Origin of the sequence: Escherichia fergusonii ATCC 35469 (assembly GCF_000026225.1) — a bacterium.
GTDB classification, from domain to species: Bacteria; Pseudomonadota; Gammaproteobacteria; order Enterobacterales; family Enterobacteriaceae; genus Escherichia; species Escherichia fergusonii.
Window position 1 is genome coordinate 186,589 of record NC_011740.1, and the last position, 23,838, is coordinate 210,426.

The following is a 23,838-nucleotide window of genomic DNA, read 5'->3' on the forward strand; positions in this document are numbered from 1 at the left end:
CGCCTGAATATTGCGGAGAAAAAGCATGGCCGGGAATGACCGCGAGCCAATTGGACGCAAAGGGAAACCGACGCGTCCGGTCAAACAAAAGGTAAGCCGTCGTCGTTACGAAGATGACGATGATTACGACGATTATGATGACTATGAGGATGAAGAACCGATGCCGCGCAAAGGTAAGGGCAAAGGCAAAGGGCGTAAGCCTCGTGGCAAACGCGGCTGGCTATGGCTGCTGCTAAAACTGGCTATCGTTTTTGCCGTGCTGATCGCCATTTACGGCGTTTATCTCGATCAAAAAATTCGTAGCCGTATTGATGGCAAAGTCTGGCAATTGCCTGCGGCTGTTTATGGCCGAATGGTCAACCTTGAGCCAGATATGACCATCAGCAAAAACGAGATGGTGAAGCTGCTGGAGGCGACCCAGTATCGCCAGGTGTCGAAAATGACGCGCCCTGGCGAGTTTACCGTGCAGGCCAACAGCATTGAGATGATCCGCCGTCCGTTTGATTTCCCGGACAGTAAAGAAGGGCAGGTACGTGCGCGTCTGACCTTTGATGGCGATCACCTGTCGACGATCGTCAATATGGAGAACAACCGTCAGTTTGGTTTCTTCCGTCTTGATCCGCGTCTGATCACCATGATCTCTTCGCCAAACGGTGAGCAGCGTCTGTTTGTGCCGCGCAGTGGTTTCCCGGATTTGCTGGTGGATACGTTGCTGGCGACAGAAGACCGTCATTTCTACGAGCATGATGGGATCAGTCTCTACTCCATCGGACGTGCGGTGCTGGCAAACCTGACCGCCGGACGCACGGTACAGGGGGCGAGTACGCTGACGCAACAGTTGGTGAAAAACCTGTTCCTCTCCAGCGAACGTTCTTACTGGCGTAAAGCGAACGAAGCCTACATGGCGCTGATCATGGATGCGCGTTACAGCAAAGACCGCATTCTTGAGCTGTATATGAACGAGGTGTATCTCGGTCAGAGCGGCGACAACGAAATCCGCGGTTTCCCGCTGGCGAGTCTGTACTACTTTGGTCGCCCGGTAGAAGAGCTGAGTCTCGACCAGCAGGCGCTGTTGGTTGGTATGGTGAAAGGGGCGTCGATCTATAACCCGTGGCGTAACCCGAAACTGGCGCTGGAGCGACGTAACCTGGTGCTGCGTCTGCTGCAACAACAGCAGATTATTGATCAAGAGCTCTATGACATGTTGAGTGCACGTCCGCTGGGCGTTCAGCCGCGCGGTGGCGTAATCTCTCCACAGCCAGCCTTTATGCAACTGGTGCGTCAGGAGCTGCAGGCGAAATTAGGCGATAAGGTAAAAGATCTCTCCGGCGTGAAGATCTTCACTACCTTTGACTCGGTGGCTCAGGACGCGGCGGAAAAAGCCGCCGTGGAAGGCATTCCGGCACTGAAGAAACAGCGTAAGTTAAGCGATCTGGAAACGGCAATTGTGGTCGTCGACCGCTTTAGTGGTGAAGTTCGTGCGATGGTCGGTGGTTCTGAGCCGCAGTTTGCAGGTTACAACCGTGCGATGCAGGCGCGTCGTTCGATTGGTTCCCTTGCAAAACCAGCGACTTATCTGACGGCCTTAAGCCAGCCGAAAATCTATCGCCTGAACACGTGGATTGCCGATGCGCCAATCGCGCTGCGTCAGCCGAATGGCCAGGTCTGGTCACCGCAGAACGATGATCGTCGTTATAGCGAAAGTGGCAGAGTGATGCTGGTGGATGCGTTGACACGTTCGATGAACGTGCCGACGGTGAATCTGGGGATGGCGCTGGGTCTGCCTGCGGTTACGGATACCTGGATTAAACTGGGCGTACCGAAAGATCAGCTGAATCCGGTTCCGGCAATGTTGCTGGGGGCGTTGAACTTAACGCCAATCGAAGTGGCGCAGGCGTTCCAGACCATCGCTAGTGGTGGTAACCGAGCACCGCTTTCTGCGCTGCGTTCGGTAATCGCGGAAGATGGCAAGGTACTGTATCAGAGCTTCCCGCAGGCGGAACGCGCTGTTCCGGCTCAGGCGGCGTATCTGACACTATGGACCATGCAGCAGGTGGTACAACGCGGTACGGGGCGTCAGCTTGGAGCGAAATATCCAAATCTGCATCTGGCAGGGAAAACGGGTACTACCAACAACAACGTAGATACCTGGTTTGCGGGCATTGACGGCAGCACGGTGACTATCACTTGGGTAGGCCGTGATAACAACCAGCCGACCAAACTGTATGGAGCCAGCGGGGCAATGTCGATTTATCAGCGTTATCTGGCTAACCAGACGCCAACACCGCTGAATCTTGTTCCGCCAGAAGACATTGCAGATATGGGCGTGGACTATGACGGCAACTTTGTTTGCAGCGGTGGCATGCGTGTCTTACCGGTCTGGACCAGCGATCCGCAATCGCTGTGCCAGCAGAGTGAGATGCAGCAGCAACCGTCAGGCAATCCGTTTGATCAGTCTTCTCAGCCGCAGCAACAGCCGCAACAGCAACCTGCTCAGCAAGAGCAGAAAGACAGTGACGGCGTAGCAGGTTGGATCAAGGATATGTTTGGTAGTAATTAACGTCTAAGCGTGACATACCGGATGGCGAGTCGCCATCCGGTAAAATAACATCCTACCCAAAGTATTAACCCTTTTTTTTCATCTGATTGTTTATTAACCCCTCAGGAATGCTCAGATTGCGTACCGCTTGCGAACCCGCCAGCGTTTCGAATATTATCTCATCTTTATAATAATCATTCTCGTTTACGTTATCATTCACTTTACATCAGAGATATACCAATGGCGCGTTCCAAAACTGCTCAGCCAAAACACTCACTGCGTAAAATTGCAGTTGTAGTAGCCACAGCGGTTAGCGGCATGTCTGTTTATGCACAGGCAGCGGTTGAACCGAAAGAAGACACTATCACCGTTACCGCTGCACCAGCGCCGCAAGAAAGCGCATGGGGGCCGGCTGCAACTATTGCGGCGAAGCACTCTGCTACTGCGACTAAAACGGATACACCAATTGAAAAAACGCCGCAGTCCATTTCGGTTGTGACAAATGAAGAGATGCAGATGCATCAATTTCAGTCTGTAAAAGAAGCATTAGGTTATACACCTGGTGTTACGGTTAGCAGTCGTGGTGCTTCTAATACATATGATTTTGTTATCATTCGTGGTTTCTCATCTGTTGGTCTGAATCAAAATAACTACCTTGATGGGCTAAAACTTCAGGGCAACTTTTATAACGATGCTGTGATTGATCCTTACATGCTCGAGAGGGTTGAACTGATGCGTGGTCCGACGTCTGTTCTCTATGGGAAAAGTAATCCTGGTGGGATTATTTCTATGGTGAGTAAGCGTCCGACAACTGAACCCCTGAAAGAAATTCAGTTTAAAATGGGGACGGATAATCTGTTTCAGACCGGATTCGATTTCAGTGATGCACTGGATGATAACGGTGAGTTCTCCTACCGTTTGACTGGCCTCGCACGCTCAACAAACGAACAGCAGAAAAACTCTGAATCTCAGCGTTATACCATTGCTCCATCATTCTCATGGCGTCCGGACAACAAAACTAATTTTACTTTCCTGTCCTATTTCCAGAATGAACCTGAAACGGGTTATTACGGTTGGTTGCCGAAAGAGGGGACCGTTGAGCCATTGCCTAATGGTAAGCGTCTACCGACTGACTTCAATGAAGGTGCGTCGAATAATACATACTCCCGTAACCAGAAAATGGTGGGATATAGTTTTGAACATGGTTTTAATGACACCTTCACCGTGCGTCAGAATCTGCGTTTCAGTGAAATGAAAACCTCACAGAAAAGTGTTTATGGCACAGGGATCGCCGCCGATGGTCATACCCTAAACCGCGGGACAGTGGTGGATAATGAGCGTCTGCAAAACTTTAGCGTTGATACCCAACTTGAAAGTAAATTTGCTACAGGTGAAGTCGAGCATACTTTGCTGACAGGGGTTGACTTCATGCGTATGCGCAATGATATCAATGCCAGCTTTGGATCCGCACCATCCATCGATCTTTATAACAAATATTCTCCTGAATACTTTGCATTTGGTAGCGCAGAGCCATACCAGATGAATGAAAGCAAACAAACAGGTATTTATGTTCAGGATCAGGCGGAATGGAATAAATGGGTATTCACTCTAGGGGGACGTTACGATTGGTCTAAGCAAGCGACTACTGTTCGTGAAAACTCTTATACGCCGACTGAAGGTTATATTGAGCGCAATGATCATCAGTTCACCTGGCGCGGTGGTGTAAATTACTTATTCGATAATGGTATTTCACCTTACTTTAGCTATAGCCAGTCCTTTGAACCGAGTGCTTTCGATCTATGGAGCAACCCGCGCGTTTCCTATAAGCCATCGAAAGGTGAACAGTATGAAGCTGGCGTAAAATATGTTCCGAATGATATGCCGGTCGTTGTTACGGGCGCAGTCTATCAATTGACGAAAACAAATAACCTGACAGCAGACCCAACAAACCCGTTAGCGCAAGTCCCAGCAGGTGAGATTCGCGCTCGTGGTGTGGAACTTGAAGCAAAAGCCGCGTTAAATGCCAATATTAACTTGACGGCTTCTTATACTTACACCGATGCGGAATACACCAAAGATACTAATCTCAAAGGTAAAACTCCAGAACAAGTACCGGAGCATATGGCATCTCTCTGGGGGGATTATACCTTCAATGAAGGGCCGCTTTCTGGTTTAACATTGGGAACAGGTGGTCGTTTTATTGGTTCCAGCTATGGTGATCCGACAAACACTTTTAAAGTGGGTAGCGCAGCTGTAATGGATGCTGTTGTAAAATATGATCTGGCACGCTTTGGTATGGCGGGATCCAGCCTTGCTGTTAACGTCAACAATTTGCTCGATCGTGAGTATGTTGCCAGTTGCTTCCAGACCTATGGCTGCTTCTGGGGCGCAGAACGTCAGGTCGTTGCAACCGCAACCTTCCGTTTCTAATTTCTCTTTTGGGGCACGGATTTCCGTGCCCGTTTCACAAGTTGGCTGTTATGCAGGAATACACGAATCATTCCGATACCACTTTTGCACTGCGTAATATCTCCTTTCGTGTGCCCGGGCGCACGCTTTTGCATCCGCTGTCGTTAACCTTTCCTGCCGGGAAAGTGACCGGTCTGATTGGTCACAACGGTTCTGGTAAATCCACTCTGCTCAAAATGCTTGGCCGTCATCAACCGCCGTCGGAAGGGGAGATTCTTCTTGATGCCCAGCCGCTGGAAAGCTGGAGCAGCAAAGCGTTTGCTCGCAAAGTGGCTTATTTGCCGCAGCAGCTTCCTCCGGCAGAAGGGATGACGGTGCGTGAACTGGTGGCGATTGGTCGTTACCCGTGGCATGGCGCGCTGGGGCGCTTTGGTGCGGCAGATCGCGAAAAGGTCGAAGAGGCTATCTCGCTGGTTGGCTTAAAACCGCTGGCGCATCGGCTGGTCGATAGCCTCTCTGGCGGCGAACGTCAACGGGCGTGGATCGCCATGCTGGTGGCGCAGGATAGCCGTTGTCTGTTGCTCGACGAACCGACCTCGGCGCTGGATATCGCCCACCAGGTTGATGTGCTGGCGCTGGTGCATCGTTTAAGTCAGGAGCGTGGCCTGACGGTCATTGCCGTGCTGCACGATATCAATATGGCTGCGCGTTACTGTGATTATCTGGTCGCCCTGCGCGGCGGTGAAATGATTGCTCAGGGAACGCCTGCGGAAATTATGCGCGGCGAAACCCTCGAAATGATTTATGGCATCCCGATGGGTATTTTGCCGCATCCGGCGGGTGCTGCACCTGTGAGTTTTGTTTATTGATGAGCGGCTTACCTCTTATTTCGCGCCGTCGACTGTTAACGGCGATGGCGCTTTCTCCGTTGTTATGGCAGATGAATACCGCCCACGCGGCGGCTATTGATCCCAATCGTATTGTGGCGCTGGAGTGGTTGCCGGTGGAATTACTGCTGGCGCTCGGCATCGTACCTTACGGCGTGGCGGATACCATCAACTATCGCCTGTGGGTCAGCGAACCGCCATTACCTGAATCGGTGATTGACGTCGGTTTGCGGACAGAACCTAACCTTGAACTGCTGACCGAAATGAAGCCGTCGTTTATGGTCTGGTCGGCAGGGTATGGCCCTTCGCCAGAAATGCTGGCACGTATTGCGCCGGGGCGCGGATTTAACTTCAGCGACGGCAAACAGCCGCTGGCGATGGCGCGTAAATCGCTGACGGAAATGGCAGATTTGCTTAACCTGCAAAGCGCAGCAGAAACGCATTTAGCGCACTATGAAGACTTCATCCGCAGCATGAAACCCCGCTTTGTGAAGCGTGGTGCGCGCCCGTTATTGCTGACGACGCTTATCGATCCGCGCCATATGCTGGTCTTCGGCCCGAACAGCCTGTTCCAGGAAATTCTCGATGAGTACGGCATCCCAAATGCCTGGCAAGGAGAAACCAACTTCTGGGGCAGTACTGCCGTCAGTATCGATCGTCTGGCAGCGTATAAGGACGTTGATGTGCTCTGTTTTGATCACGACAACAGCAAAGACATGGACGCACTAATGGCAACCCCGCTGTGGCAGGCCATGCCGTTTGTCCGTGCCGGACGCTTTCAGCGCGTCCCCGCAGTTTGGTTTTATGGTGCGACGCTCTCGGCAATGCATTTTGTGCGTATTCTGGATAACGCCATTGGAGGTAAAGCGTGAGTAAACGTATTGCGCTTTTCCCGGCGTTATTGTTGGCGCTGCTGGTGATTGCCGCAGCGATGCTCACCTGGATGAACTTCTCGCAGGCGCTGCCGCGTAGCCAGTGGGCGCAGGCCACCTGGTCGCCAGATATCGATGTCATCGAGCAGATGATTTTTCACTACAGCTTGCTGCCGCGTCTGGCGATTTCGCTGCTGGTGGGCGCGGGTCTGGGACTGGTGGGCGTGCTGTTTCAGCAAGTGCTGCGTAACCCGCTGGCGGAACCGACGACGTTGGGCGTTGCAACAGGCGCGCAACTGGGGATTACCGTCACGACGCTTTGGGCGATCCCTGGTGCGATGGCGAGCCAGTTTGCTGCGCTTGCGGGCGCTTGCGTTGTTGGCTTAATCGTTTTTGGCGTCGCGTGGGGGAAACGGCTTTCGCCGGTAACACTGATCCTCGCGGGGCTGGTGGTGAGCCTTTATTGTGGGGCAATTAATCAGCTACTGGTTATCTTCCATCACGACCAGCTGCAAAGCATGTTCCTGTGGAGTACCGGAACGCTAACGCAAACCGACTGGGGCGGCGTTGAGCGTTTATGGCCACAGCTGCTGGGCGGCGTGATGCTGACGTTACTGCTACTTCGTCCATTAACCCTGATGGGGCTTGATGATGGCGTGGCGCGTAATCTCGGACTGGCTTTATCGCTCGCGCGTCTGGCGGCGCTGTCGCTGGCGATAGTCATCAGTGCTCTGCTGGTGAACGCGGTGGGGATTATCGGCTTTATCGGGTTGTTCGCGCCACTGCTGGCAAAAATGCTGGGGGCGCGGCGTCTGCTGCCAAGACTGCTGCTGGCGTCACTGATTGGTGCGCTGATCCTCTGGCTTTCCGATCAAATCATCCTCTGGCTGACTCGCGTGTGGATGGAAGTTTCTACCGGTTCGGTGACTGCGTTGATAGGTGCGCCGCTGTTACTGTGGCTGCTGCCGCGTTTACGCAGCATCAGTGCGCCGGATATGAAGGCCAACGATCGTGTTGCGACTGAACGCCAACATGTGCTGGCGTTTGCCCTTGCTGGCGGCGTGCTGCTGTTGATGGCTGTGGTGGTGGCGCTGTCGTTTGGTCGTGATGCGCACGGCTGGACGTGGGCGAGCGGGGCGTTGCTCGATGATTTAATGCCCTGGCGCTGGCCGCGAATTATGGCGGCACTGTTTGCGGGCATCATGCTGGCCGTGGCGGGCTGTATTATTCAGCGGCTGACCGGAAACCCGATGGCAAGCCCGGAAGTGCTGGGGATTAGCTCCGGCGCGGCGTTTGGCGTGGTGTTAATGCTGTTTCTGGTGCCGGGTAATGCCTTTGGCTGGCTGTTACCCGCGGGAAGTCTCGGGGCGGCGGTGACGCTGTTGATCATTATGATCGCCGCCGGACGCGGTGGATTTTCTCCACACCGCATGTTACTGGCGGGGATGGCGTTAAGTACCGCGTTCACCATGCTTTTGATGATGTTGCAGGCAAGTGGTGACCCGCGAATGGCGCAAGTTCTGACCTGGATTTCCGGTTCGACCTACAACGCGACCGATGCGCAGGTCTGGCGCACCGGAATTGTGATGGTGATTTTGCTGGCGATTACCCCGCTGTGCCGCCGCTGGCTGACCATTTTACCGCTGGGAGGTGATACCGCACGAGCCGTGGGAATGGCGCTGACGCCGACGCGAATTGCGCTACTGCTGCTGGCGGCTTGCCTGACGGCGACCGCGACAATGACCATTGGACCGTTGAGTTTTGTTGGTCTGATGGCACCGCATATTGCGCGGATGATGGGATTTCGACGGACGATGCCGCATATTGTGATTTCGGCGCTGGTGGGGGGATTGTTGCTGGTGTTCGCAGACTGGTGCGGGCGAATGGTGCTGTTTCCGTTCCAGATCCCGGCGGGGCTGCTGTCGACGTTTATCGGCGCGCCATATTTTATTTATTTGTTGAGAAAGCAGAGCCGTTAATAAAATGCCTCGCCCGGTGGGCGAGGCAAAATCATTACAACTTCGCAAATACCCGACGTGCAGCATCGATGGTGTTATTGATATCTTCCATGCTGTGCGCCACAGACATAAAGCCCGCTTCAAACGCCGACGGTGCCAGATACACACCTTCATCCAGCATCATATGGAAGAAACGCTTAAAGCGCTCGACGTCGCAGGCCATCACATCCTGATAGCACGTCACGGACTCGGCGTCGGTAAAGAAAATACCGAACATGCCGCCAACGTGGTTAACGACCAATGGAATTCCCGCTTCTTCTGCCGCTTCCAGCAGACCTTCTGCCAGACGTGTTGTCAGCTCATCCAGCGTCTCGTGAACGCCCGGCTGCGCGACTTCATTCAGACAGGCGAAACCGGCTGCCATCGCAATCGGATTACCGGAAAGCGTACCCGCCTGGTAGACCGGACCGATTGGGGCCAGCGCATCCATCACATCACGACGACCACCGAATGCGCCTACCGGCATTCCACCGCCGATGATTTTGCCCAGGCAGGTGAGGTCTGGCACCACGTCGTAATAATCCTGCGCGCCAGCTAGCGCCACGCGGAAACCGGTCATCACTTCATCGATGATAAGCAATGCGCCAAATTCGTCGCACAGTGCGCGCAGACCCGGCAGGAACTCTGGCAGCGGCGGAACACAGTTCATGTTGCCTGCTACTGGCTCGACAATAATACAGGCAATCTCTTGCGGGTATTGCTCAAACGCGGCGCGTACAGAGGCCAGATCGTTATAAGTACAGGTTAATGTATGTTTGGCGAAATCTGCCGGAACGCCCGGAGAGTTTGGCTGGCCTAAAGTGAGCGCGCCAGAACCGGCTTTCACCAGCAGGCAGTCAGCGTGACCGTGGTAGCAACCTTCGAATTTAATGATTTTGTCGCGGCCGGTAAAACCACGGGCCAGGCGGATGGCGCTCATCGTCGCTTCGGTGCCGGAGTTCACCATGCGCACCATATCCATGGTCGGGACCAGTTCGGTCACCAGTTGCGCCATTTTCACTTCCATTTCGGTCGGTGCGCCAAAGCTCAGACCGCGTTCGGCGGCTTCAATCACGGCATTGCGGATCGCCGGATGGTTATGGCCCAGCACCATCGGCCCCCAGGAACCGACATAATCGATATAGGCTTTGCCATCAACATCGTACAGATAAGCGCCGTCCGCTTTTTCGATAAACAGTGGAGTGCCGCCCACGCCGGTAAAGGCGCGAACAGGGGAGTTCACACCGCCAGGGATCAGCTCGCGCGCTGCGCTGTATAGATTTTCAGACTTACTCATGGAGGGTTCCTGATTCGTAGAAAAAGTGAATGGCTGCTATTCTATGTTATTCATAACAAGTTAAGTACTCGTCAAACATCAGGTTGCCTGTGCTTATGCAACCTGGACGCATAAGAGTATAAAAGTTTTACGCATTTGAAACATTACGCTTTGCAAAGGATTTTCACGCAACGTGCGAGTAAAATGCCGTCATCTTATTTGTATGACTAATAAGTGATCATTGGATGAAAACTGATACTCCCTCTTTAGAAATACCACAGGCTGCGCGCCTGCGACGCAGACAACTGATTCGCCAACTTCTTGAGCGCGATAAAACCCCGTTAGCCATTTTGTTTATGGCAGCTGTCGTCGGTACGCTTGTCGGTCTGGCGGCTGTCGCTTTTGATAAGGGCGTCTCCTGGTTGCAGAACCAACGGATGGGGGCGCTGGTCCATACTGCCGATAATTATCCGCTACTGTTAACCGTCGCTTTTCTCTGTTCGGCGGTGCTGGCGATGTTCGGCTACTTTTTGGTGCGCAAATACGCGCCGGAAGCCGGTGGCTCGGGGATCCCAGAAATTGAAGGGGCGCTGGAAGATCAACGTCCCGTTCGCTGGTGGCGTGTATTGCCGGTGAAATTCTTTGGCGGGCTGGGGACACTCGGCGGCGGCATGGTGTTGGGGCGTGAAGGGCCAACCGTGCAGATCGGCGGTAATATCGGTCGGATGGTGCTTGATATATTCCGCCTGAAAGGTGATGAGGCGCGCCATACGCTGCTGGCAACCGGTGCAGCAGCGGGTCTGGCTGCGGCCTTTAATGCGCCGTTGGCGGGTATTTTGTTTATTATCGAAGAGATGCGTCCGCAGTTTCGCTATACGTTAATTTCGATTAAAGCGGTATTTATTGGTGTCATTATGTCGACCATTATGTACCGGATTTTTAATCATGAAGTTGCGCTGATTGACGTCGGTAAACTTTCTGACGCGCCGCTTAATACGCTATGGCTTTATCTGATCCTCGGTATTATTTTTGGCATTTTTGGCCCCATTTTTAATAAATGGGTGTTGGGGATGCAGGATTTACTGCACCGTGTGCACGGCGGCAATATTACTAAATGGGTGATAATGGGCGGTGCGATTGGCGGTTTGTGTGGATTGCTGGGGTTTGTGGCACCAGCAACTTCGGGCGGCGGTTTTAACCTGATTCCTATCGCCACGGCGGGGAACTTCAGCATGGGAATGCTGGTGTTTATCTTCGTCGCGCGAGTCATTACTACCTTACTTTGCTTCTCTTCCGGTGCGCCGGGCGGTATTTTTGCCCCGATGTTGGCGCTGGGGACTGTGCTGGGTACTGCTTTCGGAATGGTTGCCGTTGAGTTGTTTCCGCAATATCACCTTGAGGCGGGGACGTTTGCTATTGCCGGAATGGGGGCGTTACTGGCGGCTTCTATTCGCGCGCCGTTAACGGGGATCATTCTGGTTCTGGAGATGACCGATAACTATCAGCTCATTTTGCCAATGATTATTACCGGTCTTGGCGCAACGCTATTAGCACAATTTACCGGCGGGAAACCGCTATACTCGGCGATTCTTGCGCGCACGCTGGCAAAACAGGAAGCGGAACAACTGGCGCGAAGCAAGGCCGCATCAGCCAGCGAGAATACTTGAACGAAATACCAGGGTATTAGATAATGGCGATTATTATTGGGTCAGAATTTGCCCAATTGCCGATGTCGTTTGGAGCAAAATATGAGTGATGACGTAGCACTGCCGCTGGAGTTTACCGACGCAGCAGCCAACAAAGTTAAAAGCCTGATCGCTGACGAAGATAACCCGAATCTGAAATTACGCGTGTATATCACCGGTGGCGGTTGTAGCGGCTTCCAGTATGGTTTCACCTTTGATGATCAGGTGAATGAAGGCGATATGACCATCGAAAAACAGGGCGTAGGCCTGGTGGTTGACCCGATGAGCTTGCAATATCTGGTCGGCGGTTCCGTTGACTATACCGAAGGTCTGGAAGGTTCTCGTTTCATCGTGACCAACCCGAACGCGAAAAGCACCTGCGGTTGCGGCTCTTCTTTCAGCATCTGATCAAATCACGATTCTTTCTTATGGCCCACAATGTGTTATTTGTGGGCCATTTTCGTTTAACTACTCGCAACGTCGTTCATCGTTTAATGCAAAAGTAGGCAGGCGCAAATTCCAGCGTATTGCTGCAAGGCGTACTAATAATGTGACCGCCATACCCATCAGACAGGCGGTATCTGCAGGAACGCTGAATGCGATAAGTGTTGTGACATGTACCATGCCGCCAATCATGCAGGCGACAGCGTAAATTTCTGTGCGCAAGATTAGCGGTATTTCGCGGGCCAGTACATCACGAATAATTCCACCGCCGACACCGGTAATCACCCCCATTGTTACCGCCACAACGGGGCCTATTCCGGCTGCGAATGCTTTGTTGACGCCAATGCCGACAAACGCAGCCAAACCTATGGCATCGAGTACTGGAAGAATCCAGTGCGGAACATTTCGGGTATGACGAACCAGAAATAACGTCACCATGCTGGTTACCATAGCGACGACCAAATCGGTGGGATCTTTCGCCCAAAAAACGGGGCCGTTATCCAACGCCATATCGCGGATGGTGCCTCCACCAATAGCAGTTACGACAGCCAGAACAAGCACGCCAAACGGGTCCATCCGTATTTTTCCGGCCAATATAACGCCGGAGATGGCAAATGCTATTGTGCCTACAATATCCAACCAATAGACAAGCATAGTCGAATCCCCACTGAGAGCCTGCGAGGCAGACTCTAATTAACCTGTGAAAGGGCAGTACAGAGTTGTTTTGCTGCGAGGATAATACGCGGGCTTGCTCTTTCAAACCAGTCACTTTTTAGCGGAATAACCGGGATTTGTAGTTGATTGCCCCAGTATTGTTTGATTTTAGGAATATCGCTCGAGTTTCCTGCTATCACGATTGCCTGAGGAGCACGTGCCAGTACCTGTTCACGGCTGACTTGTGGCCAGGGAACCCGGCTATCGGAAAAGATATTTTCTCCGCCACAAAGGGTAATAATTTGGCTTTGAATTGAGTCTTTTCCACTAGTAAATGGAGGATTGATGCCGAACTGCAGAAAAATACGCTTTTTCGCTTTACCGGCAAACTGGGATTTGAGGCTTTCGTACTCGGCAAGCAGGTGTTCTGCGGCTTGCGTAGCTTGCTCCGGGTGTGGACTCCATGGTGCAAGTTTGAGCAACGCATCAGAAATCTGTTCAATGTTTGAGGCATCCACCCACATCACTTTTATACCTAACGACGAGAGCTGATTAACTTGCCGTTCGGCATTACCGCCACGCCAGGCGACCACGAGATCTGGTTTTAGAGCGACAATGCGTTCAAGATTGATTCCTTGCCACGTAGATACTTGCTCAATGTTTTTGGCTTCTGGTGGAAAATCAGAATAGCTGCTGACGCCAACAGGCGTGATCCCGGCGGCAAAAACCAGTTCAGTATTGGCAGGGGAGAGGGAAATAACACGCGGTGCGGCACAAAGCCACAGTGGCAGCAAGAAGAACAGGGCGGCGAGCGCCCTGAATGATAGATTAGCCATGTGCCAGTTTCTGTACCAGCGTTTCAACCATCAGACTTGACTGTTTCGCAGCTACAGCAAGGAACTCATCAAAACTAATGTGTGATTGTTGATCAGCAACGTCGGAGATTGCACGTACTACCACAAACGGTACTTTGAAGTTGTGGCAAACATGAGCGATAGCTGTTGCTTCCATCTCAACGGCAATGGCTTGCGGGAAATTGTGACGAATCTTCGCCAGGCTAACGGAACCGTTAATAAACGCATCACCACTGACAATTAAGCCACGCACCGCATTGAGGTTATGCTCAGCAATGCACGCTTCTGCGGCGGCAATCAATTTATCATCGGCTTTAAAGCCTGCCGGGCAACCAGGCAACTGGCCATATTCGTAGCCAAATGCTGTCACATCCGCATCGTGATAACGGGCTTCGTCGGAAACCACAATATCACCCACTTTCAGTGTCGGAGCCAGGCCACCTGCAGATCCCGTGTTAATGATGACATCTGGTTTAAAATGATCGATCAGCAACGTCGCACCCATTGCCGCAGCAACTTTACCGATGCCCGATTTCAGCAGCGCTACTTCAGTGCCGTTAAGTTGGCCGGTGTAAATTTCTACGCCGCCCATGGTACAGGTTTGACGGTTTTCGATTTTGTCACGTAACAGCGTGACCTCTTCTTCCATTGCACCAATAATACCGATTTTCATAAAGATACTCGCGCCAGGTCAGATTTAAAGGCATAGTTTATCATGCGCTTGTAAGGAAGCGTAATGCTCAGCGGGAGAGGACATGATTCAGATTGATTTCCGAAAAAAAATAAACTGGCATCGTCGTTATCGTTCGCCTCAAGGGGTGAAAACCGAGCATGAAATTTTGCGGATCTTTGAAAGTGATCGCGGGCGGATTATTAACTCGCCAGCCATTCGCCGTCTGCAACAAAAAACCCAGGTCTTCCCACTGGAGCGCAACGCTGCGGTGCGCACACGTCTTACTCATTCTCTGGAAGTCCAACAAGTTGGGCGGTATATCGCCAAAGAGATATTAAGCCGCCTGAAAGAGCAAGACCTGCTGAAGACCTACGGTCTTGATGAACTGACAGGTCCATTTGAAAGTATCGTGGAGATGTCTTGCCTGATGCATGACATTGGCAACCCTCCGTTTGGTCACTTTGGTGAGGCGGCAATTAATGACTGGTTTCGCCAGCGCCTGTTTCCGGCAGATGCAGAAAGCCAACCGCTTAGCGATGACCGCTGTATTGTCGCATTACTGCGTTTGCGGGAAGGAGAAGAGACGTTAAACGAGCTGCGGCGTAAGGTGCGTCAGGATCTTTGCCACTTTGAAGGTAATGCACAAGGTATTCGCCTGGTGCATACATTGATGCGGATGAATCTCACCTGGGCACAAGTTGGCGGTATATTAAAATACACGCGCCCGGCGTGGTGGCGCGGTCAACCACCAGCGACTCATCACTATTTAATGAAAAAACCGGGCTACTATCTTTCTGAAGAACCCTATATTGCGAGATTACGTAAAGAACTTAATTTAGCGCTTTACAGTCGTTTTCCATTAACCTGGATTATGGAGGCTGCCGATGATATCTCCTATTGTGTGGCTGATCTGGAAGATGCGGTAGAAAAAAACATTTTCAGCGTCGAGCAACTTTATCATCACTTGCATGAAGCGTGGGGAGAACACGAAAAAGGTTCTCTCTTTGCTCAGGTGGTAGAAAACGCCTGGGAAAAATCGCACGTGAATTCTCTTAGTCGCAGTACAGAAGATCAGTTTTTTATGTATTTACGGGTAAACACCTTAAATAAACTGGTGCCGCATGCGGCGCAGCGTTTTATTGATAATTTGGCGGAGATTTTTGAAGGAACGTTTAATCACGCCCTGTTGGAAGATAATAGTAGTTATAGCCGATTGCTGGAGCTTTATAAAAATGTGGCGCAAAAACATGTTTTTAGCCATCCAGAGGTCGAGCAGTTAGAATTACAAGGGTATCGGGTAATTAGCGGATTATTAGAAATTTATCGCCCGCTATTAAGCTTACCTTTATCCGATTTTGCCGAATTGGTAGAAAAAGAAAGGTTGAAGCGTTTTCCTATAGAGTCTCGCTTATTTCAGAAGCTCTCAACCCGTCATCGCCTTGCATATGTCGAAGCTGTTGGTAAATTATCGTCTGACTCGCCAGAATATCCGATACTGGAATATTATTATCGTTGCCGATTGCTGCAGGATTATATCAGCGGTATGACAGATCTTTATGCATGGGATGAGTACCGGCGTCTGATGGCCGTAGAACAATAACCAGGCTTTTGTAAAGACGGACAATAAATTTTTACTTTTTGCAGAAACTTTAGTTCGGAACTTCGCGCTATAAAACGAATCTGAGGAACACAGCAATTTTGCGTTATCTGTTAATCGAGACTGAAACACATGAAAAAAACCACATTAGCACTGAGTGCATTGGCTCTGAGTTTAGGTTTGGCGCTTTCTCCTCTTTCTGCAACGGCGGCTGAAGCCACTCCGGCAGCGTCAGCTCAGCAGATGCCAAGCCTGGCTCCGATGCTCGAAAAGGTGATGCCATCGGTGGTCAGTATTAACGTAGAAGGTAGCACAACCGTAAATACGCCGCGTATGCCGCGTAATTTCCAGCAGTTCTTTGGGGATGATTCCCCGTTCTGTCAGGAAGGTTCTCCGTTCCAGAGTTCTCCATTCTGCCAGGGTGGTCCTGGTGGAAATGGCGGCGGCCAGACACAAAAATTTATGTCCCTGGGCTCAGGTGTCATTATTGACGCTGAGAAAGGCTACGTAGTTACCAACAACCACGTTGTTGATAACGCCAATGTGATTAAAGTGCAACTGAGCGATGGTCGTAAGTTCGACGCGAAGATGGTCGGCAAAGATCCTCGTTCTGACATCGCGCTGATTCAGATTCAAAATCCGAAAAACCTGACTGCTATTAAGATGGCGGATTCTGACGCCTTGCGTGTGGGTGACTACACCGTTGCTATCGGTAACCCATTCGGTCTGGGGGAAACGGTAACTTCAGGTATCGTTTCTGCTCTGGGGCGTAGCGGTCTGAACGTAGAAAACTACGAAAACTTTATTCAGACGGATGCCGCAATCAACCGTGGTAACTCCGGTGGTGCGCTGGTTAACCTGAATGGTGAACTGATCGGGATTAATACCGCGATCCTCGCACCAGATGGCGGTAACATCGGTATCGGTTTTGCAATCCCAAGCAATATGGTGAAAAACCTGACATCTCAGATGGTTGAATTCGGTCAGGTGAAACGCGGTGAACTGGGGATTATGGGCACCGAGTTAAACTCTGAACTGGCGAAGGCAATGAAAGTTGATGCCCAACGTGGTGCATTCGTAAGCCAGGTCATGCCGAACTCCTCAGCGGCGAAAGCAGGTATTAAAGCAGGTGATGTGATTACCTCTCTGAACGGTAAGCCGATCAGTAGCTTTGCCGCACTGCGTGCTCAGGTTGGTACTATGCCTGTCGGTAGCAAACTGAGCCTTGGCTTACTGCGCGACGGCAAACCAGTAACGGTGAATCTGGAGCTGCAGCAGAGCAGCCAGAATCAGGTTGATTCCAGCTCTATCTTCAACGGTATTGAAGGCGCTGAGATGAGCAATAAGGGCAAAGATCAGGGCGTGGTAGTGAACAACGTGAAAACGGGCACCCCGGCTGCGCAGATCGGCCTGAAGAAAGGTGATGTGATTATTGGTGCTAACCAGCAGGCAGTGAAAAACATTGCAGAGCTGCGTAAAATTCTCGACAGCAAACCGTCTGTTCTGGCGCTGAACATTCAGCGTGGCGACAGCACTCTCTATCTGTTGATGCAGTAATCCTCCACAGCCCCTTCCTGAAAAACAGGAAGGGGTTCCCTTTTATATAATGTGAAGCCCTCCACAACTCCATATTTCTTCCTTCTCCTTTGTGCGATTGCACAATGTCGGTATTTAAACATCTCCTTATGCTAGAACCCTGCACAATGGAGGGCTTATGGCTGGATGGCATCTTGATACCAAAATGGCTCAGGATATCGTGGCGCGGACCATGCGCATTATCGATACCAATATCAACGTAATGGATGCCCGCGGGCGCATTATCGGCAGCGGCGATCGTGAGCGTATTGGTGAATTGCATGAAGGCGCATTGTTGGTGCTTGCACAAGGACGCGTTGTGGATATTGATGACGCCGTGGCGCGGCATTTGCACGGCGTGCGACAAGGAATAAATCTACCACTGCGGCTGGAAGGTGAGATTGTTGGCGTCATTGGTCTGACGGGCGAACCAGAGCATTTACGAAAATATGGTGAGCTGGTCTGTATGACTTCCGAAATGATGCTTGAGCAGTCACGATTGATGCATCTGCTGGCCCAGGATAGTCGCCTGCGGGAAGAGTTGGTGATGAATCTGATTCAGGCAGAAGAAAATACACCAGCGTTAACTGAGTGGGCGCAGCGGCTGGGTATCGATCTTAATCAGCCACGTGTGGTCGCGGTTGTGGAGGTGGATAGCGGGCAGCTCGGTGTAGATAGTGCGATGGCTGAGTTGCAGCAATTACAAAACGCCCTTACCACCCCGGAACGAAATAATCTGATTGCGATTGTCTCTCTGACGGAAATGGTAGTACTCAAACCGGCCCTAAACCCGTTTGGGCGCTGGGATGCTGAAGATCATCGCAAGCGTGTTGAACAATTGATTTCACGTATGAAAGAGAATGGACAGCTACGTTTTCGCGTCGCGCTGGGCAACTATTTCACCGGACCTGGCAGCATCGCACGTTCTTATCGTACGGCCCGTACGACGATGATGGTCGGAAAACAACGGATGCCGGAAAGCCGCAGTTATTTTTATCAAGATTTGATGTTGCCAGTGCTGCTGGATAGCTTGCGTGGTGGTTGGCAGGCAAATGAACTTGCTCGTCCTTTGGCAAGACTTAAAGCGATGGATAATAACGGTCTGTTGCGCCGCACACTGAACGCGTGGTTTCGCCATAATGTTCAGCCGTTGGCAACCTCAAAAGCATTATTTATCCATCGTAATACTCTGGAGTACCGGCTTAATCGCATATCGGAACTCACTGGCTTAGATCTGGGGAATTTTGATGACAGGTTATTGTTGTATGTGGCGTTACAACTGGATGAGCAGCGATAGGGTAAAAAGAGTAAATGCCGGGAAATATGCTCGTCTTACTTCAAGTTGCATGTACGGTGACTCGAATTATTCAGCGTATACTTTACCCGGCTGGCAGAATGGCAATATGCAAAATTATTTACGTGTCAGCTTCTCTAAATCTGCTTCTATCTCGCTGATTTTATTGGTCACTACTGACTCCAGATGACGTAAGTCGTCGAGAATTTTACGCTTAAGGTCAACTTCGCTGCGGTCACGCTGGCAGATTTGATCAAGCTCATCAATGATATAACGGAGATTAGGGCTGATTTCCTGAACTTCTTTATATCCCTGGCCAATACCATCGGCGACCACCGTTTTGCGCTGACGCGGATATTTAAACTTCACACTCTTGGCGAAAAACTCGCCTTTATCTTTCTGGAAATAGATTTTCAAAATATCGTTATTGGCTTCCTGCCGGAGGCTGTAACGATCAATTTCCTCAGGATTGGTAATGCCCAAACTTTTCAGATTGTCGTACATAGTGGTACCTCAAAAGAGTCAGTAATTGTGCTTATCTTAGCATTTCGCCTGGCGGTTTAGCTCGACGGAGATCGCAGGAAGCCTTTTCTTCCAGACTTTTATCATGGTCTAAAAATCAAAAAATTACCTGCTTTATTCTGATAAGAGAATTCGCTTTCTACACCAGTTCCATGATCGTCACTTCCGGGCGGCAATTCAGACGCAAGCCATACAAACTTCCGACACCCCGAGTCGTGTAAATTTGTCGCTCACCAAAGGCGTTTAAACCAGCGATGTAGCGTTTATCTTCTATGGGCGCAAAAGGCTCACCAACCAACGGTATGCGTAACTGCCCGCCGTGAGTGTGACCACAGAGCATCAGATCCCACTTTTCATTACGCATGACTTCTTTGCTGTCGGGATTATGTGCCAGCACCAGTCGTGGCAGATTTGCTTCGCTGGCGGGAGGCGGTTTGCATTGTCCAGCCCATAAATCACCAGTGCCAACCAGTTCAAATTGCTGCTTTTGAGTGGTGATTAGCGTGGATTCGTTAAATAACACCGTGATCCCCGCCGACTTTAACGCCTCGCCAATCAAGCGATTTTTCACCGTTCCCACGGGGCGATCGTGATTGCCATAACAGGCAAACGTCGGCGCACATTCGGCAAGGGGGGAGAGTACGTCAGCAAACGCCGAAAAATTCAGCGGCATATCGAATAATACGTAATCACCGCCCAGCAATATCAAATCGGGCTTTTGTGCAACTCCAAGATTAATGGCGTCTGAAATCAAGGTAAGCGGAACAAAGCGGGAATAATGGAGATCGGCCAGAAACAGAATTTTGAATGGTGCGGCTTTTTCTTCAAAAAAGGCGAAGCGGTGATGGGTTAATTCAAGCCAGCCGGGTTCCAGGTAATGCATATAACCGAAACTTGAACTCACCGTTAACGTCGCGGCGGCAGCCTGTAAAAAACGCCTGCGTGTGATCATCATTCATCCCTGTAAAAAAATCGGGCAGCGTCGTGCTGCCCGTGTACTGACTTTTAGTCGATGGTACGTAGCAGTTCGTTAATGCCGACTTTGCCACGAGTTTTCGCGTCAACTTTCTTAACGATAACCGCACAGTAAAGACTGTATTTGCCATCTTTCGACGGCAGATTGCCTGAAACAACCACAGACCCCGCCGGGACGCGTCCGTAATGGACTTCGCCAGTTTCGCGATCATAGATTTTGGTGCTTTGCCCAATGTAAACACCCATTGAGATCACCGAACCTTCTTCTACGATGACGCCTTCAACGATTTCTGAACGCGCGCCGATGAAGCAGTTATCTTCAATAATGGTCGGGTTAGCCTGCAGCGGCTCCAGTACACCGCCGATGCCTACACCGCCAGACAGGTGGACGTTTTTACCAATCTGCGCACAGGAACCGACAGTGGCCCAGGTATCAACCATCGTGCCTTCATCAACATATGCGCCGATGTTGACATAAGACGGCATCAGCACGGTGTTACGGGCAATAAACGCACCCTGACGTACCGCCGCTGGTGGTACAACACGGAAGCCTTCTTTCTGGAAACGTGCTTCGTCGTAATCAGCGAATTTCATCGGCACTTTATCGAAGTAGCGGCTTTCTGCCCCTTCGATCACCTGATTATCATTAATACGGAAAGAGAGCAGCACCGCTTTTTTCAACCACTGATGCGTCACCCACTGACCGTCAATTTTTTCCGCCACACGCAGTGCGCCGGAATCCAGCAGGGCGATCACCTGATTTACCGCTTCGCGGGTAACGGTGTCTGCATTGGCTGGCGTGATCTCGGCACGGCGTTCAAAAGCGGTCTCAATAATGTTCTGTAACTGCTGCATTGTTAAACTCTTTCCATATAAATAAACACATTACCCTTTATCGTTTGGATTGAGGGCCTCTGTCAACCGCTGATGCACTTCCTGCTGCAACTCGTTATTAAGCGCACGCCGGTCAGCGGTAGCAATTATGAATAAATCTTCTACTCGTTCGCCAATGGTTGTAATTCGGGCGCCATGAAGCGAAATTCCCAGATCGGCAAAAATTTTCCCGACCCTTGCCAGCAGTCCTGGTTGGTCGAGAGCGATAAGCTCAAGGAACGATTTGCGGTCGGTATGGGTTGGCAAAAACGTCACTTCGGTTTCAACAGTAAAATGGCGCAATTTAGCAGGTTGGCGACGCGGCTGCGGTGGCTGCCAGCTACTTTGTGTCAGTACTTGCTCCAGACCAAATCGAATAACCTCATGGCGATCTGCGGAAAGTGGGCTGCCGTCCGGCTCAAGGACAATGAATGTATCCATCGCCATACCGTCGCGGGTGGTAAAAATTTGTGCGTCGTGAACGCTTAAGTTGCGTCGATCTAACTCGGCACAAACAGCGGCAAACAAGTAAGGACGGTCCGGGCTCCAGATAAAAATCTCGGTGCCACCACGCGTGGCGTGTGGGCTTAGCAACACTAATGACTTACTTAAATCATGCTTTAGCAAATGGCGTGCGTGCCAGGCCAGTTGATTTGGACTGTGACGAACAAAATAGTTTGCCCGGCAGCGTGACCAGATATGGTGCAGTGCCTCTTCGTCAATATTGTCCATACGCAGTAGCGCCAGCGCCTGGAGTTGGTGATGGCGAACGCGTTCGCGCATATCCGGCGTGTTTTGCATTCCGCGCCGTAGCTGCTTTTCGGTAGCAAAGTAGAGCTCACGCAACAGACTTTGCTTCCAGCTATTCCACAGTGTTTCGTTGGTGGCGCATATATCGGCCACCGTCAGGCATACCAGATAACGAAGTCGGTTTTCTGTTTGCACTTCTTCGGCAAACTGCTTGATGACTTCCGGGTCCTGAATATCGCGGCGTTGGGCGGTCACCGACATCAGCAGGTGCTGGCGAACCAGCCAGGCTACCAGCTGCGTTTCGCGCGAGTTAAGCCCGTGGAGTTCGGCAAAATGCACTACATCCTGAGCACCGAGAATGGAGTGGTCGCCGCCACGCCCTTTGGCGATATCGTGAAACAGCGCGGCGATGAAAATCAGCTCAGTTGACGGCAATCGCGGCCAGACATCCACACACAACGGATGGCGCTGGCGCGTTTCTTCACTGGCAAAACTCTCCAGTTTCAACATCACGCGAATAGTATGTTCATCCACCGTGTAGGCGTGGAACAGGTCAAACTGCATCTGCCCGACGATATGCGACCATTGCGGCATATAGGCACCGAGCACGCTATGGCGATGCATTGGCAATAGTCCGCGCCGCACCGCTCCGGGGTGACGCAGAATGCTTAAAAACAGTTTTCGTGCTTCCGGAATATTACACAGCGGTTGTTGCAGATGGCGACGAGCATGGCGCAGATGGCGCAGCGTGGTGGAGTAAATGCCGGTGATCTCACTGTTGCGCACCATGGTGTAGAACATACGCAAGATGGCTTCCGGCTGGCGCATAAATAGTGTTTCATCACGCAGGTCGATTAGCGAACCGCGTAGCTGAAACTCATCGTCGATTGGACGTGGTTTTTCGTCGGCGGGCAGGGCGAGGATGGCTTCATCGAACAGTTGCAGCAGCATCTGGTTGAGTTCGCTGACGCGGCGCGTAACGCGGAAGTAATCCTTCATCATCTGCTCGACGGGTTCGTTACCTTCGCCACTGTAATTCAGACGCTGGGCGACGCTAAGTTGGCGATCAAACAGCAGGCGATTATCGTAACGGCTGACGACCAGATGCAGGGCAAAGCGAATACGCCACAATATATGCAGACATTCGTTTAATTCCGCCCGTTCCGCTGAGGTTAAGAAGCCAAATCCAACCATCTCATCCAGCGATGTTGCGCCAAAATGACGGCGGGCAACCCATTGCAGAGTGTGGATATCGCGCAAGCCGCCGGGGCTACTTTTGATGTCTGGCTCAAGGTTGTAGCTGGTGCCGTGGTAACGCTGATGGCGCTGGTTCTGTTCTTCAACTTTCGCTGCGTAGAACTTGTCGGAAGGCCAGAATCCTTCGCTGAAAATATGTTTTTGCAGTTCGAGGAATAACGCAACATCGCCAATTAATAAGCGGGATTCGATTAAATTGGTGGCGACGGTTAAATCCGATAACCCTTCCAGCATGCACTCTTCAAGCGTGCGCACGCTATGACCGACTTCCAGCTTCACATCCCAGAGCAGCGTTAACAGCTCGCCCACTTTTTGCGCCTGATCGTCCGGGAGTTTTTTGCGGCTTAAAATCAGTAAATCGACGTCTGAAAGCGGATGCAGCTCGCCACGACCGTAGCCACCGACGGCGACCAATGCCAGGTCGGCAATCTGGCTGAATCCCGCTTCAATCCATAACCGTTGCAGGAGTTGGTCGATAAACTCGGTACGTGCCTCAATCAACTGTTCTGCGGAGATCCCATTGTCAAAGGCATCACCCAGCCAACGCTGGAAGGTATCAATATGAGCTTTTATCCCACAAACGGTTAATTCATCACGGGGCCAGGCGCATGGATTTTGCGGTTGACCGGGCAGGGTGGGGAGAGCGGTGTTTGCGTACTGTTCTGGAAGGGTATTCATTGTGCGCCACCCATAAGATTAAATTAT

The 23,838-nt window shown here is 51.4% G+C and carries 20 protein-coding genes; 12 read left to right on the forward strand and 8 right to left on the reverse strand.

Features of this window, described 5'->3' with window-relative positions; genetic code table 11:
• Positions 1-25: 25 nt before the first annotated feature.
• From mrcB to fhuB, 5 genes are all read left to right on the forward strand, one after another.
• Positions 26-2,560 carry a bifunctional glycosyl transferase/transpeptidase gene (mrcB, locus tag EFER_RS01095; RefSeq protein ID WP_000918182.1) on the forward strand — a complete coding sequence of 845 codons (2,535 nt, stop codon included), beginning with the start codon at positions 26-28 and terminating at the stop codon, positions 2,558-2,560.
• Positions 2,561-2,779: 219 nt separating this feature from the next.
• On the forward strand, positions 2,780-4,969 hold the full coding sequence (fhuA, locus tag EFER_RS01100) for a ferrichrome porin FhuA (protein ID WP_000124384.1): 2,190 nt from the start codon (positions 2,780-2,782) through the stop codon (positions 4,967-4,969).
• A gap of 50 nt (positions 4,970-5,019) precedes the next feature.
• Positions 5,020-5,817 carry a Fe3+-hydroxamate ABC transporter ATP-binding protein FhuC gene (gene fhuC, locus EFER_RS01105; protein WP_001158929.1) on the forward strand — a complete coding sequence of 266 codons (798 nt, stop codon included), beginning with the start codon at positions 5,020-5,022 and terminating at the stop codon, positions 5,815-5,817.
• Positions 5,817-6,707, forward strand: coding sequence for a Fe(3+)-hydroxamate ABC transporter substrate-binding protein FhuD (gene fhuD, locus EFER_RS01110; protein ID WP_012599873.1), 891 nt, complete (start codon positions 5,817-5,819; stop codon positions 6,705-6,707). Before fhuC ends, fhuD begins: the two co-directional genes overlap by 1 nt.
• On the forward strand, positions 6,704-8,686 hold the full coding sequence (gene fhuB, locus EFER_RS01115) for a Fe(3+)-hydroxamate ABC transporter permease FhuB (protein WP_000044018.1): 1,983 nt from the start codon (positions 6,704-6,706) through the stop codon (positions 8,684-8,686). The genes fhuD and fhuB overlap by 4 nt, the downstream gene beginning before the upstream one ends.
• Before the next feature lie 34 nt (positions 8,687-8,720).
• On the opposite strand, the gene hemL is transcribed toward fhuB, so the two are convergent.
• Positions 8,721-10,001 (reverse strand): glutamate-1-semialdehyde 2,1-aminomutase, encoded by a 1,281-nt coding sequence (hemL, locus tag EFER_RS01120; protein ID WP_000045283.1) that lies wholly within the window; start codon positions 9,999-10,001, stop codon positions 8,721-8,723.
• Positions 10,002-10,160: 159 nt separating this feature from the next.
• On the opposite strand from hemL, the gene EFER_RS24810 reads away from it, so the two are divergent.
• From EFER_RS24810 to erpA, 4 genes are read left to right on the forward strand one after another with little or no spacing between them, the layout of a single operon-like run.
• Positions 10,161-10,211: a hypothetical protein gene (locus tag EFER_RS24810; RefSeq protein ID WP_370918659.1), complete on the forward strand. Its 51-nt coding sequence runs from the start codon at positions 10,161-10,163 to the stop codon at positions 10,209-10,211.
• A 14-nt stretch (positions 10,212-10,225) separates the two neighbouring features.
• Positions 10,226-11,647, forward strand: coding sequence for a H(+)/Cl(-) exchange transporter ClcA (clcA, locus tag EFER_RS01125; protein ID WP_000845378.1), 1,422 nt, complete (start codon positions 10,226-10,228; stop codon positions 11,645-11,647).
• A 23-nt stretch (positions 11,648-11,670) separates the two neighbouring features.
• A complete protein-coding gene (gene yadW / locus EFER_RS23975) occupies positions 11,671-11,736 on the forward strand; it encodes a small protein YadW (protein WP_128971877.1) in 66 nt (21 codons plus the stop codon).
• Positions 11,729-12,073 (forward strand): iron-sulfur cluster insertion protein ErpA, encoded by a 345-nt coding sequence (gene erpA, locus EFER_RS01130; protein ID WP_001295564.1) that lies wholly within the window; start codon positions 11,729-11,731, stop codon positions 12,071-12,073. Before yadW ends, erpA begins: the two co-directional genes overlap by 8 nt.
• Before the next feature lie 60 nt (positions 12,074-12,133).
• On the opposite strand, the gene EFER_RS01135 is transcribed toward erpA, so the two are convergent.
• The 3 genes from EFER_RS01135 to mtnN are packed head-to-tail and all read right to left on the reverse strand — an operon-like array spanning position 12,134 to position 14,290.
• The gene (locus EFER_RS01135) at positions 12,134-12,763 is read right to left on the reverse strand and encodes a TRIC cation channel family protein (RefSeq protein ID WP_000964242.1); all 630 of its coding nucleotides are present in this window, start codon (positions 12,761-12,763) and stop codon (positions 12,134-12,136) included.
• A 35-nt stretch (positions 12,764-12,798) separates the two neighbouring features.
• Positions 12,799-13,599 (reverse strand): vitamin B12 ABC transporter substrate-binding protein BtuF, encoded by an 801-nt coding sequence (gene btuF, locus EFER_RS01140; RefSeq protein ID WP_000002269.1) that lies wholly within the window; start codon positions 13,597-13,599, stop codon positions 12,799-12,801.
• Entirely contained in the window at positions 13,592-14,290 is a 699-nt protein-coding gene (gene mtnN / locus EFER_RS01145; RefSeq protein WP_000689837.1) for a 5'-methylthioadenosine/S-adenosylhomocysteine nucleosidase, read from the reverse strand. Before mtnN ends, btuF begins: the two co-directional genes overlap by 8 nt.
• An 82-nt stretch (positions 14,291-14,372) precedes the next feature.
• Between mtnN and dgt the strand changes: the two genes are divergently transcribed.
• The 3 genes from dgt to cdaR all read left to right on the forward strand — a co-directional run bounded on the left by dgt (position 14,373) and on the right by cdaR (position 18,759).
• Positions 14,373-15,890, forward strand: coding sequence for a dGTPase (dgt, locus tag EFER_RS01150; protein WP_000614290.1), 1,518 nt, complete (start codon positions 14,373-14,375; stop codon positions 15,888-15,890).
• 129 nt (positions 15,891-16,019) lie between these two features.
• Positions 16,020-17,444, forward strand: coding sequence for a serine endoprotease DegP (gene degP / locus EFER_RS01155; RefSeq protein ID WP_000753932.1), 1,425 nt, complete (start codon positions 16,020-16,022; stop codon positions 17,442-17,444).
• 157 nt (positions 17,445-17,601) lie between these two features.
• Complete coding sequence (gene cdaR / locus EFER_RS01160) at positions 17,602-18,759, forward strand: DNA-binding transcriptional regulator CdaR (protein ID WP_000929412.1); 1,158 nt, start codon at positions 17,602-17,604, stop codon at positions 18,757-18,759.
• Positions 18,760-18,873: 114 nt separating this feature from the next.
• On the opposite strand, the gene EFER_RS01165 is transcribed toward cdaR, so the two are convergent.
• The 4 genes from EFER_RS01165 to glnD all read right to left on the reverse strand — a co-directional run bounded on the left by EFER_RS01165 (position 18,874) and on the right by glnD (position 23,811).
• The gene (locus tag EFER_RS01165) at positions 18,874-19,260 is read right to left on the reverse strand and encodes a DUF3461 family protein (protein WP_000272185.1); all 387 of its coding nucleotides are present in this window, start codon (positions 19,258-19,260) and stop codon (positions 18,874-18,876) included.
• A 157-nt stretch (positions 19,261-19,417) separates the two neighbouring features.
• On the reverse strand, positions 19,418-20,230 hold the full coding sequence (gene yaeI, locus EFER_RS01170) for a phosphodiesterase YaeI (RefSeq protein ID WP_000633014.1): 813 nt from the start codon (positions 20,228-20,230) through the stop codon (positions 19,418-19,420).
• A gap of 53 nt (positions 20,231-20,283) precedes the next feature.
• A complete protein-coding gene (gene dapD / locus EFER_RS01175; RefSeq protein WP_001186646.1) occupies positions 20,284-21,108 on the reverse strand; it encodes a 2,3,4,5-tetrahydropyridine-2,6-dicarboxylate N-succinyltransferase in 825 nt (274 codons plus the stop codon).
• 30 nt (positions 21,109-21,138) lie between these two features.
• Positions 21,139-23,811, reverse strand: coding sequence for a bifunctional uridylyltransferase/uridylyl-removing protein GlnD (gene glnD / locus EFER_RS01180; RefSeq protein WP_001094549.1), 2,673 nt, complete (start codon positions 23,809-23,811; stop codon positions 21,139-21,141).
• Between the last annotated feature and the right edge of the window lie 27 nt (positions 23,812-23,838).

Excerpts from the sequence above, each read along its gene's own strand:
- fhuD (WP_012599873.1), top strand. The coding sequence starts at position 5,817 with ATGAGCGGCTTACCTCTTATTTCGCGCCGTCGACTGTTAACGGCGATG.
- glnD (WP_001094549.1), bottom strand. The coding sequence starts at position 23,811 with ATGAATACCCTTCCAGAACAGTACGCAAACACCGCTCTCCCCACCCTG.
- mrcB (WP_000918182.1), top strand. The coding sequence starts at position 26 with ATGGCCGGGAATGACCGCGAGCCAATTGGACGCAAAGGGAAACCGACG.
- erpA (WP_001295564.1), top strand. The coding sequence starts at position 11,729 with ATGAGTGATGACGTAGCACTGCCGCTGGAGTTTACCGACGCAGCAGCC.
- dgt (WP_000614290.1), top strand. The coding sequence starts at position 14,373 with ATGATTCAGATTGATTTCCGAAAAAAAATAAACTGGCATCGTCGTTAT.
- dapD (WP_001186646.1), bottom strand. The coding sequence starts at position 21,108 with ATGCAGCAGTTACAGAACATTATTGAGACCGCTTTTGAACGCCGTGCC.
- fhuA (WP_000124384.1), top strand. The coding sequence starts at position 2,780 with ATGGCGCGTTCCAAAACTGCTCAGCCAAAACACTCACTGCGTAAAATT.
- EFER_RS01165 (WP_000272185.1), bottom strand. The coding sequence starts at position 19,260 with ATGTACGACAATCTGAAAAGTTTGGGCATTACCAATCCTGAGGAAATT.
- degP (WP_000753932.1), top strand. The coding sequence starts at position 16,020 with ATGAAAAAAACCACATTAGCACTGAGTGCATTGGCTCTGAGTTTAGGT.
- yaeI (WP_000633014.1), bottom strand. The coding sequence starts at position 20,230 with ATGATCACACGCAGGCGTTTTTTACAGGCTGCCGCCGCGACGTTAACG.
- cdaR (WP_000929412.1), top strand. The coding sequence starts at position 17,602 with ATGGCTGGATGGCATCTTGATACCAAAATGGCTCAGGATATCGTGGCG.
- EFER_RS01135 (WP_000964242.1), bottom strand. The coding sequence starts at position 12,763 with ATGCTTGTCTATTGGTTGGATATTGTAGGCACAATAGCATTTGCCATC.
- hemL (WP_000045283.1), bottom strand. The coding sequence starts at position 10,001 with ATGAGTAAGTCTGAAAATCTATACAGCGCAGCGCGCGAGCTGATCCCT.
- clcA (WP_000845378.1), top strand. The coding sequence starts at position 10,226 with ATGAAAACTGATACTCCCTCTTTAGAAATACCACAGGCTGCGCGCCTG.
- fhuC (WP_001158929.1), top strand. The coding sequence starts at position 5,020 with ATGCAGGAATACACGAATCATTCCGATACCACTTTTGCACTGCGTAAT.
- mtnN (WP_000689837.1), bottom strand. The coding sequence starts at position 14,290 with ATGAAAATCGGTATTATTGGTGCAATGGAAGAAGAGGTCACGCTGTTA.
- btuF (WP_000002269.1), bottom strand. The coding sequence starts at position 13,599 with ATGGCTAATCTATCATTCAGGGCGCTCGCCGCCCTGTTCTTCTTGCTG.